At 71.0% G+C, this 14,713-nt stretch carries 13 protein-coding genes; 9 read left to right on the top strand and 4 right to left on the bottom strand.

Annotation, left to right across the window (positions count from 1 at the left end):
• Positions 1 to 88: 88 nt before the first annotated feature.
• Positions 89 to 637 carry a hypothetical protein gene (locus HMPREF3121_RS06135; protein ID WP_070520991.1) on the bottom strand — a complete coding sequence of 183 codons (549 nt, stop codon included), beginning with the start codon at positions 635 to 637 and terminating at the stop codon, positions 89 to 91.
• Between the two features lie 170 nt (positions 638 to 807).
• Here HMPREF3121_RS06135 and HMPREF3121_RS06130 point away from each other — a divergent pair, with 170 nt between their 5' ends.
• The 7 genes from HMPREF3121_RS06130 (at position 808) to HMPREF3121_RS06100 (ending at position 5,890) form a co-directional block, all read left to right on the top strand.
• On the top strand, positions 808 to 1,974 hold the full coding sequence (locus HMPREF3121_RS06130; RefSeq protein ID WP_070520989.1) for a CpaE-like family protein: 1,167 nt from the start codon (positions 808 to 810) through the stop codon (positions 1,972 to 1,974).
• A complete protein-coding gene (locus HMPREF3121_RS06125; protein WP_070521053.1) occupies positions 1,974 to 3,185 on the top strand; it encodes a TadA family conjugal transfer-associated ATPase in 1,212 nt (403 codons plus the stop codon). Before HMPREF3121_RS06130 ends, HMPREF3121_RS06125 begins: the two co-directional genes overlap by 1 nt.
• Positions 3,182 to 4,003 (top strand): type II secretion system F family protein, encoded by an 822-nt coding sequence (locus tag HMPREF3121_RS06120; RefSeq protein ID WP_083291335.1) that lies wholly within the window; start codon positions 3,182 to 3,184, stop codon positions 4,001 to 4,003. The genes HMPREF3121_RS06125 and HMPREF3121_RS06120 overlap by 4 nt, the downstream gene beginning before the upstream one ends.
• Positions 4,000 to 4,680, top strand: a complete 681-nt coding sequence (locus HMPREF3121_RS06115) for a type II secretion system F family protein (protein WP_070520986.1) — start codon at positions 4,000 to 4,002, stop codon at positions 4,678 to 4,680. Before HMPREF3121_RS06120 ends, HMPREF3121_RS06115 begins: the two co-directional genes overlap by 4 nt.
• A 363-nt stretch (positions 4,681 to 5,043) precedes the next feature.
• On the top strand, positions 5,044 to 5,205 hold the full coding sequence (locus HMPREF3121_RS12875) for a DUF4244 domain-containing protein (protein ID WP_224371992.1): 162 nt from the start codon (positions 5,044 to 5,046) through the stop codon (positions 5,203 to 5,205).
• Between the two features lie 8 nt (positions 5,206 to 5,213).
• On the top strand, positions 5,214 to 5,534 hold the full coding sequence (locus HMPREF3121_RS06105; protein ID WP_141743001.1) for a TadE family type IV pilus minor pilin: 321 nt from the start codon (positions 5,214 to 5,216) through the stop codon (positions 5,532 to 5,534).
• A complete protein-coding gene (locus tag HMPREF3121_RS06100) occupies positions 5,531 to 5,890 on the top strand; it encodes an Rv3654c family TadE-like protein (protein WP_070520977.1) in 360 nt (119 codons plus the stop codon). Before HMPREF3121_RS06105 ends, HMPREF3121_RS06100 begins: the two co-directional genes overlap by 4 nt.
• 49 nt (positions 5,891 to 5,939) lie before the next feature.
• Here HMPREF3121_RS06100 and HMPREF3121_RS06095 read toward each other — a convergent pair whose 3' ends face one another.
• Both HMPREF3121_RS06095 and HMPREF3121_RS06090 read right to left on the bottom strand, forming a co-directional pair.
• A complete protein-coding gene (locus HMPREF3121_RS06095; protein WP_070520974.1) occupies positions 5,940 to 6,776 on the bottom strand; it encodes a CoA transferase in 837 nt (278 codons plus the stop codon).
• A 154-nt stretch (positions 6,777 to 6,930) separates the two neighbouring features.
• Entirely contained in the window at positions 6,931 to 9,381 is a 2,451-nt protein-coding gene (locus HMPREF3121_RS06090; protein WP_070520971.1) for a Zn-binding domain-containing protein, read from the bottom strand.
• Between the two features lie 168 nt (positions 9,382 to 9,549).
• On the opposite strand from HMPREF3121_RS06090, the gene HMPREF3121_RS06085 reads away from it, so the two are divergent.
• Together HMPREF3121_RS06085 and topA are read left to right on the top strand one after the other, a co-directional pair.
• Positions 9,550 to 9,753, top strand: coding sequence for a cold-shock protein (locus HMPREF3121_RS06085; protein WP_070520969.1), 204 nt, complete (start codon positions 9,550 to 9,552; stop codon positions 9,751 to 9,753).
• A 370-nt stretch (positions 9,754 to 10,123) separates the two neighbouring features.
• Positions 10,124 to 13,114 (top strand): type I DNA topoisomerase, encoded by a 2,991-nt coding sequence (topA, locus tag HMPREF3121_RS06080; protein ID WP_070520966.1) that lies wholly within the window; start codon positions 10,124 to 10,126, stop codon positions 13,112 to 13,114.
• A 44-nt stretch (positions 13,115 to 13,158) separates the two neighbouring features.
• Here topA and HMPREF3121_RS06075 read toward each other — a convergent pair whose 3' ends face one another.
• Entirely contained in the window at positions 13,159 to 14,685 is a 1,527-nt protein-coding gene (locus HMPREF3121_RS06075) for an adenylate/guanylate cyclase domain-containing protein (RefSeq protein WP_070521049.1), read from the bottom strand.
• Positions 14,686 to 14,713: the final 28 nt, after the last annotated feature.

The following is a 14,713-nucleotide window of genomic DNA, read 5'->3' as shown; positions in this document are numbered from 1 at the left end:
CCCCCCCCCGGCGCGGGGCGTCGCTATTTCCGCAGGTGCCCCGTCGGCCGGGACTACGCGAATCCCGCATGCGCCCCGGCGTCCGGGACTAGGCGAAGTATTCCTGCACGTACCCGCGGGACGCGAGGCCGATCGCCTCGAAATGGCGCGCGAGTTCAACTTCCCCCTCGAAGAAGTCGATGCCCTCCTCGGGTTCCTCGTCGGCGGCCCGGGCGGCCGCCAGTTCGTCGAGGGCCGTCTGCAGTGCGTGGCTCTGCCATACCGAGACGCCGATGCCCGCGTACACGTAACTGGCGGGGGCCTCGTCCTCGTTGACATCGGCGTCACCATTGACCTCGCGCAGGTGGCGGGCGCATTCGATGGCGTCGAGTCGGGCGAGGTCGACGCCGCCGAGCTCGATGGCGGCACCGGGTTCGTCGGCGGCGAGTTCGATGAATTCCACTCCGCCGTCGCCGATGGAGACATGGACGAACGGTTCATCGAAGGTGATCCGCGATGAGCCGGGGGTCCGGGTGAAGTCCGGGCCCAGCACCGCGGCGACGGCATCGAGATCGTCGCCGAAGCGCACCATGCCGGTACCGGACGGGGTGGGGAACTCGACGCCTTCGAACGGGTGCAGAACGATCGTTTTCGCCATGATGGGTCTCCCTATTTGGAAATGTGGTTTTGCTTGCTCGTCGACCCTATCGACCGCGGTGACGCCCGGCGACCCGAGGTTTTCCACACGACGCGATTCATCCACAATCCGGGCTTTTCGACGGCCCTTCCGCAGTGCTGCAGCCGGCGTGCCCGGGCATGGTTCGGGGCATGGACGAGCAGACGACCGGTCCCGCCGGGCCGGAGGACGTGATCATCGCCGTCGGGGATCCCGAACTGGAGCAGGAGGCGGCGACGATCATCGCGGCGACCGGGCGGCGGGCGGTGCGAGTGGATGCGCCCGACCCCAGTGACGCGGCGTGGCGGCGGTGCGCGGCGATCCTCGTCGATGAGGGACGGGCGGTGGGGGTGCTCGACGTGGCGGAGGCGGGCGACGGCGCCCGGGTGGCCAGGGAGGGGCTGTACCTGCTGCATTCCGACGACGCCGATCCGCCCGATGAGGTGGCGCGGCGCCTGGGGTGCGGCGGCCCCGTGGCGTTGCCGTCGTGCGGCGCGGAGTTGGTGGGGTGGATCGGACGGCCGGGAGTGGTCGGGGCCGGTCGCGTGATCGCCTGCGTGCCGGCGGTAGGGGGAGCGGGGGCGTCGACGGCCGCGGCGGTGCTGGCGATGGCGGCGTCGCGGACGTCGGATGCCCTGCTCGTCGACGCCGACGAGTTTTCCGGAGGCGCGGACCTGCTGCTCGGGGCGGAAGCGGAACCCGGCGTGCGGTGGCCGGACGTCCGCGCCGAGGCGGGGGCGCTGGACGCCGGGGCCCTGTTCGGGGCGGTGCCGAGCGCACGCGTGCGCGGTGCGCTCGGCCGCGCCGGCGCCGGGTTCCTGCATGACGACGACGGCCCGGGCATCCTCACCGGCCCCCGTTCCCGCGCCGACGACGGGTGGTCGATCACCCCGCGTGCGGTGTCCGCCGTCGTCGATGCGGTGGTCGGATCCGGTGGTACCGCGGTCGTCGATCTGCCCGGTGCGGGCGCGATCGCCGAGGTCGTCGCACCCCGCGCCGACGTGTTGGCCGTCATCGTCCCCGCCACGGTGCGCGGGTTGGCCGCCGCCGCACGCCACGCCGCCGTGCTCCGGGGCATGGGCGGCGATCCCGTGGCCGTCGTCCGGTGGCCCGCACCGGGCGGGGTGACCATCGATGACGTGTGCTTCGCCACGGGCCTCGACGTCATCGCGGAGATGCCCCACCTCCGCGCCGTGCCCCGGGAAATCGAGGTGGAAGGGTTGGGGCGGAGCGTCGTCAAGCTCATGCGGTCCCTGGCCCCCGTCCTCGACGCCGCCGACGGCGCCCGCGCCGGGGACCCGGGCCGGGGATTGCGGTGATCGGAGTGGGGATCGACGCGGGGATCGACGCGGCACTGCTGGACCGGGTGCGGCGCAGGCTGGTGGAGTCGTCGGCGGGCGTGGGCGCCGATGAGATCGCGCGGGCGGTGCGGGAGGAGACCGGCGGCGTCGTCGGCGATGCCCAGTTGTTGGCGCTGCTGCGGACGTTGCGCGGGGAGCTCGTCGGCGCGGGGCCGCTCGATCGACTGTTGCGCATGCCCGGGGTGACGGATGTGCTGGTCACGGCGCCGGATGAGGTGTGGGTCGACCGGGGCGCCGGACCCGAACCCGCCGACGTGGGTTTCCGCGACGACGCCGAGGTGCGCCGCCTCGCCGTCCGGTTGGCGTCGGCGTGCGGGCGGCGCCTGGATGACGCGCAGCCCTTCGTCGACGGCCACCTTCCCGGTGGCGCGGGGGATGCGGGCGTGCGCGTCCACGCGATGCTGTCGCCGCCGGCCGATCGTGCGACGCTCATCAGCCTCCGCGTCCTGCGTCGGGCGTCCATGGGCCTCGATGACCTGGTGGCCTCGGGTTCGGTGGCGGGTGCGGCCGCGGACATGGCCCGCCGGGTCATCGCTTCACGACGTGCCTTCGTGGTCGTCGGAGGAACGGGCGCCGGCAAGACGACGTTGTTGTCCGCGCTGTTGGGGGAGGTGCCGCATCGCGAGCGGTTGCTGTGCGTGGAGGACACCCCGGAGCTGCACCCCGATCATCCGCACGTGGTCAAGCTCGTCGCACGGCCCCCGAACATCGAGGGGGCGGGTGAAATCACGCAACGCGATCTGCTGCGGCAGGCGCTGCGCATGCGGCCCGATCGGATCATCGTCGGCGAGATCCGCGGCGCTGAGGTGGTGGACCTACTCGCCGCGCTCAACACCGGCCATGACGGCGGCGCCGGGACCGTGCACGCCAACACCGCCGCCGACGTTCCCGCCCGATTCGAGGCGCTCGGGGCGTTGGGCGGCCTGGGGCATGCGGCGCTGCACGCACAGCTGGCGCCGGCCCTGCGGGTGGTGCTCGCGGTGGAGAAGGTCGCGGGCCGGCGGCGATTGGCGCAGGTCGGGGTGCTCGACGGCAATCCCGTGCGGGTGCGCACCGCCTGGCACCACCGCGACGGCGAGGGGGAGGCGATGGGGCTGTTCCGTCAACTGACCCGCGGGGCGGAGCAGGGACGCGGGGCGGAGCCGGGATCCGGGGAGGCGGCGTCATGACGCAGGTGTCCATGACCGCCGGTGCACTGCTGCTGGCCGCAGCGGTGTGGGGTTGGCCGGCTCCGTCCCCGCGGGACCGGATTCCCGAGTTGGACGCGGCGGCGGGGCGAAGCGGAAGCCGAGGGGGCGTCGTCACGCTTCCCGGATGGGCGTGGTTTCTGGCCGCGGCGCCGTTGTTGTTGGCCGGGCCTCATGTGGCGCTGGCGGCGGTGATGGTGGCGCGGACGGCGATGTCGTTGGTCGGCCAGGCCCGGAAGCGGCGGGAGTTGGATGCGGGAACCGCGTCTGCCGCGCGGGCGGCGGAGGTGCTGGCCGCGGACCTGCGGGCCGGGGCGACCCCGGTTGCCGCGTTGACCGCTGCGGCGGAGGAAGCCGGGCAGCCTCTGGCCGGGGCATTGGCGGAGGCGGCGTCGCGGGCCAGGCTGGGCGGGTCTGTCTCGGCGGCGTTGGAACGGGCGGTGGAGGACGCTCCCGCGATGCTGGAATTGCGCAGGCTCGCCGCCGCGTGGCGGGTGGCGGAGACCCACGGATTGCGGTTGGCCGACGTCATCGACCACGGGCGCGGGGACGTCGTGGCGCGCCGGGCGCACCGGTCGCGGACCGCCGCGGCGTTGGCGGGGCCGCGGGTGACCATGCTGATCCTCATGGCGCTGCCGGTGCTGGGCGTGGCCATGGGACAGGCGCTCGGGGCGGGACCGGTGGGATTTCTGTTCGCCGGGAGCCTGGGTGGTGTGGTGCTCATCGTCGGAGTGGGGCTGACCTGCGCCGGGGCGCTGTGGGGCAACCGGATTTTGGCGACGGCGGAGGGGACGCGATGATCCTCGCCCTGGTGCTGATGGCGGCGGCCGCGCTCGTGCCCACGGGGGTTCGGGTCGCCGAGAGATGGCCGGAGCTCGCCGCGGCCGACGGCGGGACGGCGGGCGCGGCGGGCGCGACGGGTGCGAAAGACGGGGCGGAACCGCTCGTGCGGTCGCACATCGGTCGATCCATCCGCCAGTGCATCCGCCGTCGATTCGGCGGGGGCGAGCGGGCGGCCGATCCGATGCGGCTGCTCGACGCGGCCTCCGCGCTGGACCTTCTCGCCGCCTGCTTGAGCGCCGGCATGCCGCCCGGGGAGGCGGCCTCCGCGACCGCGACCGCCGCGTCACCACGATTGTCGGGTCCGCTTCACGACGTCTCGATGCGCATGGCGCTCGGCGTCTCCTCGCCGTGGAAGGTGCTCGAGGACGAGCCCGAATTGTCCGATCTGGTGGCTCTGGCCAGGCGTTCCGGGGACTCGGGCGCGGCGATGGCGGCGGGCGTCGCCGAACTGGCCGTGGCGCGCCGGACGGAGGCGGGTGACGGGGCCGAGGCGACGGCCGAGCGGGCGGGCGTGCTCATCGCGGGGCCGTTGGCGCTGTGCTTCCTGCCGGCGTTCGTGGTCCTCGGGCTCATTCCGACGATCGCCGGCTTGGCCGAATCGATGCTCGGATCGCTGACGGTGGGGCCGACGTGAGGGGCGGGTGGGAAGCGTTGGCGCGGGGACCGCCGGGGAGACCGCGCCACCACCGCGGGCAACCGACGCGGCACGACATCAACCACGTCAACCAGCTGAAACACATCAATCCAACCAGGAGGAACCATGATCAACGTCGACCCGGACATCTGGCTCGAAAACCCCTACGACACCAATTCCCCCGCGGCCACCGCCACCGGCGGCACCGCCCGCTTCGGCGCACCCGCGATCGCCGACACCGCCGATCGGTGCTCGCAGACGTGCATGTGCGCCGATGCCGACGACTGCGCCGACACGGGAGGGGCGGAACGCACGTCGGACAATCCCGTCGCAAAGCTGTTCCGCACCATCCGCCGGCGTGCGATGGGCGTGGCCGTCGACGACCGTGGGATGAGCACCGTCGAATACGCCCTGGGCACGGTCGCCGCGGCGGCGTTCGGTGCGTTGCTCTACACCGTGGTCACCGGCGGCCAGATCACCGATGCGCTGACCGACATCATCGAGCGGGCGCTGAACACGCAGTGATCCGCCGCGTGCGTCGTCTGCTCGCCGACGATGACGGGCAGGCGACGGTGGAGACGGCCTTCGCCCTGTCCACGCTCATCGCCGTGCTGATGGTGGCGCTCGGGGCGATTGCGGTGGTGGCCATGCATGTGGCGGTCACCGACGCCGCCGGGCACATCGCCCGCGCGGAGGCCCGGGGCGACGTTGCGGCGGCTCAGTCGGCGCGCGGAGCCATTTCGGGTGCGGCGGTGAGCGTCACCACGAGCGGCGAGACCGTTCGGGTCACCGTCACCAAACGCCTTCCGCTTTACGACGTCGTCGGCCACGCGACCGCCCTGGTCGAAGAATGAGCCGGAAGGACATTCGCCCGTGGCCGGGTGATGAGCGCGGTTCGACGACGGTGACCGGGGCGTTCATCACCGCACTGGTGCTGACGCTGACGATGGCGGCCATCCAGGCGGGTGCGGTGCTGGTGGAACAGCGTCGGGCGGCCGTCGCCGCGGACCTTGCGGCGGTGGCGGGTGCGGTCGACGCGCAACGAGGGGGAGGAGGATGCGATGCCGCGGCCCGGATCGCGGCGGCCAACGGCGCGACCGTCGACGGTTGCGTCCGCGATGGCGAAGACGTGCAGGTCACCGTTGCGCGCGGGCAGCGGTCGGCCGTGGCGCGGGCGGGACCCGCGGAGTCGGCGGGACCCGAGGAATGAACGGGCCCCGAGGAAAGCTCGGGGCCCGAAGGAGGAAAGGAGGTGACGTTTACTCGACGGCGGCGATGGGCAGGTCGTGATCCTGGGCCCACCGCAGGACGGTGGCGCGCTTGCGGCTGCGCAGGTAATCGGCCAGCGACTCCTGATCCGTGGCGCCGGTGAGATCGTGCAGACGCGAGTGGAAGTGCGGCTCCAGGGCGGCGACGGCGACCCACCCGTCCTCGACCTCGTAGAGACCGTAGGTGGGCACGGCACCGCCGAGCAGACCACCCTCCGCCGTCATTCCGTGACGGTGGCCGGCGGCACCGGCGTCGGCGGCCTGACGCAGGCCGATGCGGGCGTGGCCGCCGTGACCGGTCTTCGCGCGACGCAGCAGCAGAGCCAGCGCGGCCGACACCGCGCGCTCCGCGCCGAGCAGATCGCCGAGCAGCACGCGCGGCATCGTCGGCGGCGCCAGCGTGCCCGCCGCGGCCTGGTACGTCAGGTCGTGGCCGGGATGCTCCGGGTCCTCGGAGTCGCCGACGATCTCCACGTGGCACAGATGCTGGTGCGCCTCGACCGCATCGGTGAGACCCATGCGCGCCAGCGCCGACGGGCGGACGGAGGTGATGAGGACATCGGCGCCGTCGAGAAGCTCGTTCAGACGCTCACGGCCCTCGGCGGTCTTGGCGTCTACGCGCTCGACGGTGACGTTGGCCGCCATCTCGCCGTACCAGGACGGGCACCACGTCTCCAGCGCATCGCCCACGGGCGGTTCGACCTTGGTGACTTCGGCTCCGAGCATCCCCAACCGGGCAGCCGCCCACGGGCCGGGGACGTTGACGGCGAGATTGAGGACCTTCAGGCCCTTCAGGGCGTTGGTGGGGATCTGGTCGGCGTCGATCATGTTTCCGGATACTAACGGTCGCATGGCCCGCCCGCCCGCGGATCGGCCAAAAGAAGGCGCCGTCGTCGGCGTCATTCCTCCGGTGCCGCCGGCCTCGTCCTTCCGACGACTCCGGCCTCAGCGCCTTCAGTTCCCTCCGGCGCCGCCGTCGGCCTCAGCCTTCCAGCGCCGCCGCCAGCCCCGACAACACCTTGATCGCGCCCGCCTTGTCCAGCGGCTCGTTGCCGTTTCCGCACTTCGGGGACTGGATGCACGACGGGCAGCCGGTCTCGCACTCGCACGCGGCCACGGCGTCGCGGGTGGCGCGGATCCACGCGGCGAAGGCCTCGAAACCACGGTCCGCGAACCCCGCCCCGCCCGGGTGGCCGTCGTAGACGAACACCGTCGGCTGGCCCGTATCGACGTGCAACGCGGTGGACACGCCGCCGATGTCCCACCGGTCGCACGTCGCCACCAGCGGCAACAGGCCGATCGCCGCGTGCTCCGCCGCATGCAGCGCGCCGGGCACGTCCGCGACGTCGACGCCCCACCGCCGCAGCACCGCCGGCGACAGGGTGTACGCCACGGCGCGGGTCTCCAGCACCTCCGGCGGATAATCCAGCTCCACCGAATCGAGGACCTCGCCCGACGGCAGCCGCCGCAGATACGACGTCACCCGGTGCTCCACCTCCACGTCCACCGACGCGACCTGGACGCCGGGCGCCACGTCGCGCACGACGTCAACCTCCAGAATCCGAATGTCGGTGTCCATCCGCGAATGCGTCGACCACTCCGGCTCCTCCGGGTGCGCCAGCGCCAGCAGCGAATCCAGATCGAGGTGGTCGATGACGAAACTCTCGCCCCGATGCAGGTAGACCGCCCCGTCATGGACCTGCTGCATCGCCCGGCCGACGTCGATCGTGCCCAGCAGCCGCCCGTCGGTGCCGTCGACGATGGCGACGTCCTGCCCACGCCCGCCCCGCAGATCCACGGCCTCGTGCGCGCCGGACATGCGCGGCCCCTCGTCGCGGTCGGTGGGGTACCAGCGGTCGCGGCGCTTGCGCAGCCAGCCATCCTCGGACATCTGCTTTGCGACGTCCACCGCACCCCATGCGGCCAGAACATCATCTGTGAGCGGCAATTCAACCGCCGCGCAGTAGACGTGGCCCCGCAAGACATGGGGGTTGGCGGGGTCGAAGACGGTGGCCTCCACCGGCCGACCCAACAGCGCGTAAGGATGGTGGACCAGGTAGGTGTCCATCGGGTCATCGCGGGCGACCAGGATCACCAGCGCCCCCTGGCCCCGGCGGCCCGCCCGTCCGGCCTGCTGCCAAAACGACGCGACCGTACCCGGGAACCCCGCCTGCACCACGGCGTCGAGACCGCCGACGTCGATGCCCAACTCCAGGGCGTTGGTGGTGGCCACGCCCAGCAGATCACCGTCGTCGAGGCGACGCTCGATGTCGCGGCGATCCTCGGCCAAATACCCGGCGCGGTAGGACTCGACGCGCTTCCCGATGTCGGCTCTCCCGCGCTTGTCCAACCGTTCGCGCACGCCCAGGGCGATGGTCTCCGCAGAGCGCCGCGACCTGGTGAATGTCAGCGTGCGGGCGCCGTCGTCAAGCAAATCAGCCATGATGTCCGCCGCCTCGACGGTGGCGGGACGCCGCACCGGGGCACCGTTTTCACCGGTCAGATCCGGCAGCAGCCCCGGCTCCCACAAAGCGATGGTGCGCTCGCCGACGGGGGCGCCGTCATCGAGCACCGACTCCACCGGCTCGCCGATCAAACGCGCCGCCTGCGCGGCGGGATCGGCCGTCGTGGCGGAGGCGAACACCACCGTCGGCTCGGCGCCGTAATGCCGCGCCATGCGCAGCAGCCGCCGCAACACCAGAGACACGTTCGCCCCGAACACCCCGCGATAGGCGTGGCACTCGTCGACGACCACGTACCGCAGCTTCCGCAGCACCCGCGCCCACCACTGATGCCGGGCCAGCATGCCGATGTGCAACATGTCCGGGTTGGTGAAGATCCAGCGTGCCCCTTCCCGAACCGCCCGACGGACATCCTTCGGAGTGTCGCCGTCGTACGAGGTTACGGCGACCGGATGAGGCCCCGCATCCGCCGGGCCGCCCGCGACCGGGGCGCCGGCCGCATCCGCCGAGCCGCCCGCGACCGGGGCGCCGGCTCCATCCGCCGGACCGCCCGTGCCGTCCGCGTCGCCGTCCCGCCCCCGCCGCACCGCGTCGACGGCGATCTCGCGTGCCGCAGCCAACTGATCCGCGCCCAGCGCCTTCGTCGGCGACAGGTACAAGGCGGTGGCCGTCGGATCGGCCATCAGCTCGGTGAGCACCGGCAGCAGATACCCCAACGACTTGCCCGACGCGGTTCCGGTGGCCACGACGCAATGCCGCCCCGTCCACGCGTGATCCGCCGTCTCGGCCTGGTGCGTCCACGGCGCGTCGATCCCCCGCTCCGCCAGCGCAGCCAACAGATGCGGCGGCACCCACGCCGGCCAATCGGTGGTTCGGCCGACGCGCGCCGGCAAATCCGCGATGTGCGTGACCGTCGCCCGGGGGTGGGCCGCAATTACCGGTTCGAGAAGTTCCCGCCCGAAACCATGCACCTGACCACCCCCTCCGTCATTTCGGCGGCCGCCGGGCCGCTCCGCTCACTCGTCGTCGCCTAACCCCGAAAGCAGAACATTCGGGCGATACGTGGCAGACTGACGGATTGAATCGTCGTCTGCATGGCGGCGCGCTCACGTCCAACAACCTAAAGGGGTACATCAACAATGGCACAGGGCACCGTTAAGTGGTTCAACTCGGAGAAGGGCTTCGGGTTCATCGCCCCGGCCGACGGAGGCAACGATGTCTTCGTCCACTACTCCGAAATTCAGGGTACCGGCTTCAAGACCCTCGAGGAGAACCAGCCCGTCGAGTTCGAGATCGGCGAGGGCCAGAAGGGCCCGCAGGCCCTCAACGTCCGCGGTCTCTAAGCGACGCATCCGAAGCGTCGCATCTACATCGGTTGTGGGCGTTCGCGCCTGAGCTGAACAGACGCCGGCTCCGCTGAAGTTCAAGCGGAGCCAACGGCCCGTCGTGGACGCCACCGCAAGGTGGCTTCACGACGGGCCGTCGTCTATTTCCGCGGCCCCCGAACCAGGACTCTCCGTCGCAGGTCACGCCCGGGTGAGGGGGGAGCGGCAGCCCCCGTGAGGGGGATTCCGGTCGCACCCCTACTCGACGATTCACCGTCCGGGCATGTGTACGGTGTCCCAATAGATTCAGGTGAAGGCATTGCGCCGGACCCGGGGCCCGGCACGAAGGGCCTCGAACCGACCCCGAAAGTTGCAGGGCAGATTCCAGGTGGCAGACGACAAAGCAAAGAAGCGACTCGTCATCGTCGAGTCGGCGACCAAGGCACGGAAGATCCAGCCGTACCTGGGCGACGACTACATCGTCGAAGCTTCCGTCGGCCACATCCGCGACCTCCCCCGAGGCGCCGCCGACATCCCCGCCAAATACAAGAAGGAACCCTGGGCCCGGCTCGGCGTCGACGTCGACCACGGCTTCCAGCCCCTGTACCTGGTCAGCCCGGACAAGAAGAAGAAGGTCACCGAGCTGAAGCGGCTGCTCGCCGGCGTCGACGAGCTGTACCTCGCCACCGACCCCGACCGCGAAGGCGAGGCCATCGCCTGGCACCTGCTCGAAGTGCTCAAGCCGAAGGTGCCCGTGCGCCGCATGGTGTTCCACGAGATCACCAAGCCCGCCATTCTCGAGGCCGCCAACAACACCCGCGAACTCGACCAGAACCTCGTCGACGCGCAGGAGGCGCGGCGCATCCTCGACCGCCTGTACGGATACGAAGTGTCGCCCGTGCTGTGGAAGAAGGTCATGCCGCGGCTGTCCGCCGGTCGCGTGCAGTCCGTGGCCACCCGAGTCATCGTCGAACGCGAGCGGGAACGCATGGCGTTCATCTCCGCCGGCTACTGGGACCTCGGCGCGACGCTGGACACCGGGTCCGAGCCCGTCGACTCCACCCAGCCGCGCATGTTCGACGCCCGCCTCACCGCCGTCGAAGGCAAGCGCGTCGCCGCCGGCCGCGACTTCGACGACCGGGGTCAGCTGAAGAAGCCCGAGGGCGTCACCGTCCTGCGCGAGGCCGACGCCCGTTCGCTCGCCGACGGCCTGACCGGAGCCACCCTGTCGGTGGCCTCCGTCGAGGAAAAGCCCTACACCCGCCGGCCGTACCCGCCGTTCATGACGTCGACGCTGCAGCAGGAGGCCGGGCGCAAGCTCCACTTCACCTCCGAGCGCACCATGCGCATCGCCCAGCGCCTTTACGAAAACGGTCACATCACCTACATGCGAACCGACTCGACGACCCTGTCGAAGTCGGGCATCGAGGCCGCGCGTCGTCAAGCCCGCGACCTGTACGGCCCGGAGTACGTCGCCGACGCTCCCCGGCAGTACCAGCGCAAGGTCAAGAACTCCCAGGAGGCGCACGAAGCCATCCGCCCCGCCGGCGAGCGCTTCGCCACGCCCGGCGAGCTGGCCGGAGCACTGGATGCCGAGGAGTTCAAGCTCTACGAACTGATCTGGCAGCGCACCGTCGCCTCGCAGATGTCGGACGCCCGCGGTACGTCGATGAAGGTCGTCGTCGCCGGCACCTCCGCCACCGACGGCGGCGCCCGCGAGGTGGAACTGTCCGCCACCGGCCGCACCATCACCTTCCCGGGCTTCCTCAAGGCCTACGTCGAGGTGTCGCAGCTCGGCGACGGACGCAACGTCGCCGACAACGCCGAACGCCGCCTGCCGCGCCTGGAAACCGGCCAGTCTCTCGGCGTCGACTCCGTCACCCCGGAGGGCCATTCCACGAACCCGCCGGCCCGCTACACCGAAGCGTCGCTCGTGAAGAAGATGGAGGACCTCGGCATCGGCCGCCCGTCGACGTACGCGTCGATCATCAAGACCATCCAGGACCGCGGCTACGTGTACTCGCGCGGCAACGCCCTGGTGCCGTCGTGGGTGGCGTTCGCCGTCGTCGGCCTGATGGAGGATTCCTTCGCCGACCTGGTCAACTACGACTTCACCTCCGACCTGGAAGACGAGCTCGACGAGATCGCCGCGGGCTCCGAGGACCGCACCCGCTGGTTGACCGGCTTCTACTTCGGCGACTCGGAGGAGCACGGTTCCGGCGGCGCCGACGCCATCGCCGCGCGCGGCGGCCTGAAGAACATCATCGACGTCAACCTCGAGGCCATCGACGCCCGCCGCGTCAACTCGCTGCACGTCTTCGACGACGCCGACGGAAACCCGATCGTCGTGCGCGTCGGCCGCTACGGCCCGTACCTGGAGCGCGTGCGCCCGGGCGCAGGCGAATCCGGCGCCGACCTGGTGCAGCGGGCCAACGTGCCGGAGTCGATGACCCCGGACGAGCTGGACCTGGAAACCGCCGAGAAGCTTCTGGCCATGCCGCAGGGCGGCCGCGAGCTGGGCCTGAACCCGGACAACGGCCGCATGATCGTGGCGAAGGACGGCCGCTACGGCCCATACGTCACGGAGATCGTCACCGACGAGGAGAAGGCCGGCGTCGAGGCCAAGGCCGAGCAGATCGTCGCCGAAGAGCGCGCCGCAGAGGACAAGCAGCGCGCGGCCGACGGCATGCGCAAGAAGAACTGGGAAACCAAGACCGCGGCGAACCAGAAGGCCAAGCGCATCGCCGCGATCGTCGAGGAGACCCTGAAGCCGAAGACGGCGTCGCTGTTCGCGTCGATGGAGCCGTCGACGGTGACGCTGGAGGAGGCGCTGAAGCTGCTGTCGCTGCCGCGCGAGGTCGGCGTCGACCCCACCGACGGCGAGGTCATCACGGCTCAGAACGGCCGCTACGGCCCGTACCTGAAGAAGGGGTCCGACTCGCGTTCGCTGGCGTCCGAGGAGCAGCTGTTCACGGTGACCCTCGACGAGGCCCGCCGCATCTACGCGGAGCCGAAGCGCCGTGGCCGCGCCGCCGCGAAGCCGCCGCTGAAGCAGCTGGGCGACAATGACGTCTCCGGCAAGCCGATGACGGTCAAGGACGGTCGTTTCGGCCCGTACGTCACCGACGGCACGACGAATGCGTCGCTGCGCAAGGGCGACAACCCGGAGACCCTGACGGACGCCCGCGCCAACGAGCTGCTGTCGGAGCGCCGCGCCAAGGAGGCCGCCACGGGTGGACCGGGGGCCAAGAAGACGGCCAAGCGATCGACGAAGAAGACGACCAAGAAGACCGCCAAGAAGGCCACCAAGAAGTCGACGAAGAAGACGGCCAAGAAGACCACCAAAAAAACGGCCAAGAAGACGACGAAGAAGCCGTAAAAGTCCGAAAGTCGTCGCGCCTCCGGGCGGTCCCGTTCCGCCGCCTACGAGCGGTCGGCCATGGTGGGGCGGATCGGCCGCGCCAGCTGGGTCATGTGCGTGCGGCCGCGGAGTTCGACGGACTTCAGGGACGTCCAGCGGGCCTGCTCGTCTTCGTTGGCCAGGCGGACGGTCGACGCCGTCGCGAGCACCTGGCCGGGGGTGTCCTTGGCCAGGTCGGTCAGTCGGGCGGCCTGGTTCACGGCGTCGCCGATGACGGTGTATTCGAAACGGTCGTGTGCGCCGATGTGGCCGGCGACGACCCGCCCGGCGGCGACGCCGATGCCGGCGGACAGCCTGAGGTTGCGCAGTTCCTGGCGCAGTTCGCGGGCGGCGGTCAGAGCGTGCCCGGCGGTGTCGTCGAGGGGCAGCGGGGCGCCGAACACGGCCAGCGCCGCGTCGCCCTGGAATTTGTTGATGATTCCCTTGTTGCGGTGCACGCAGTCGACGACGCGCTCGAAGAACTCGTTGAGCTCGCGGACGACGACTTCCGGCGGGTTCTGCACGGCGAAGGTGGTCGATCCGATGACGTCGACGAACAGCACCGCCACGAGGCGATCCTCGCCGCCCAGCGTCGGCTTCTCCTCCAGCGCCTTGCGTGCGACTTCCGACCCGACGTAGCGGCCGAACAGGTCGCGGACGCGTTGGCGTTCCTGGAGTCCGCGCATCATTTCGTTGAAGCCGGCCTGCAGGACGCCCATTTCGGATCCGTCGTAGATGGGCACGCGGGTGTCGATGTCGCCGCGGCGGACGCGGTTGACGGCGCCGGTGAGGTCGCGGATGGGGTCGACGATGCTCATGGCGGCGAGCATGGTGCCGGCGTATCCGGTGACGAGCGCGAGCACGGCGAGGGCGAGGATGGCGGGCAGGATGTCGTCGAGGTCGTCGGTGAAGTAGCCGAGGCGCTGCGCGAGGAACATCAGCAGGATGGCCACGACGGGCAGGCCGGAGGTGAGCACCCAGGTTTGCAGCAGGCGTTGGCCGATGGGCGGTTCGAGGGAGGAGTCGGGGGCCCGTCGCGCGAGTGCTTCGGCGGCGACGGGGCGGACGAGTCGTTCGGCGATGAGGTACGTCATCAGCGCCACGATGGCGCCGCCGAACACGGCGGTGATGACGACGACGAGGCCGAGCCTGGGGGAGTGGACGAGTGCGACGATGCCGAACACGAGCACTCCGACGCCCCAGATGATCGCGCCGAGTATCGCCTGGTAGGAGGGGATGCGCATGATCAGGTAGCGCACTCGCCGCGGGTCGTGGCGGTCGGGGTTGCGCTGCCATCGCAGCACGGGTTTGAACAGCAGCCAGGTGGTGCCGGTGCCGGCGGCGACGGCGGCGGCGAGGTAGACCACGAGTCCGATGAACGCGGGTCCGGGCAGTTCGGTGAATCCGGACAGTCCTTCCAGGGGCAGCAGGACGCCGAGGAAGAGCCCGACGCCTACGGCGCCGATGAGGTTGCACAGGAACACCGCCGCCGCGTACGCGGGCCAGGGCGTGCTGCGCAGCCACCGGAGGTTCCTCCACAACCGTTGCATGACGTCCACCTTATCGCCCCGGGCGGAT

The sequence above is a fragment of the Corynebacterium sp. HMSC11E11 genome (genome assembly GCF_001807025.1).
GTDB lineage: Bacteria > Actinomycetota > Actinomycetes > Mycobacteriales > Mycobacteriaceae > Corynebacterium > Corynebacterium freneyi.
This window is presented reverse-complemented; position numbering and strand designations above follow the sequence as displayed.

Bases quoted from the DNA above. Each gene is read 5' to 3' on its own strand.
- HMPREF3121_RS06135 (WP_070520991.1), bottom strand. From the start codon at position 637: ATGGCGAAAACGATCGTTCTGCACCCGTTCGAAGGCGTCGAGTTCCCC.
- HMPREF3121_RS06130 (WP_070520989.1), top strand. From the start codon at position 808: ATGGACGAGCAGACGACCGGTCCCGCCGGGCCGGAGGACGTGATCATC.
- HMPREF3121_RS06120 (WP_083291335.1), top strand. From the start codon at position 3,182: ATGACGCAGGTGTCCATGACCGCCGGTGCACTGCTGCTGGCCGCAGCG.
- HMPREF3121_RS06115 (WP_070520986.1), top strand. From the start codon at position 4,000: ATGATCCTCGCCCTGGTGCTGATGGCGGCGGCCGCGCTCGTGCCCACG.
- HMPREF3121_RS12875 (WP_224371992.1), top strand. From the start codon at position 5,044: ATGGGCGTGGCCGTCGACGACCGTGGGATGAGCACCGTCGAATACGCC.
- HMPREF3121_RS06100 (WP_070520977.1), top strand. From the start codon at position 5,531: ATGAGCCGGAAGGACATTCGCCCGTGGCCGGGTGATGAGCGCGGTTCG.
- HMPREF3121_RS06095 (WP_070520974.1), bottom strand. From the start codon at position 6,776: ATGATCGACGCCGACCAGATCCCCACCAACGCCCTGAAGGGCCTGAAG.
- HMPREF3121_RS06085 (WP_070520969.1), top strand. From the start codon at position 9,550: ATGGCACAGGGCACCGTTAAGTGGTTCAACTCGGAGAAGGGCTTCGGG.
- HMPREF3121_RS06075 (WP_070521049.1), bottom strand. From the start codon at position 14,685: ATGCAACGGTTGTGGAGGAACCTCCGGTGGCTGCGCAGCACGCCCTGG.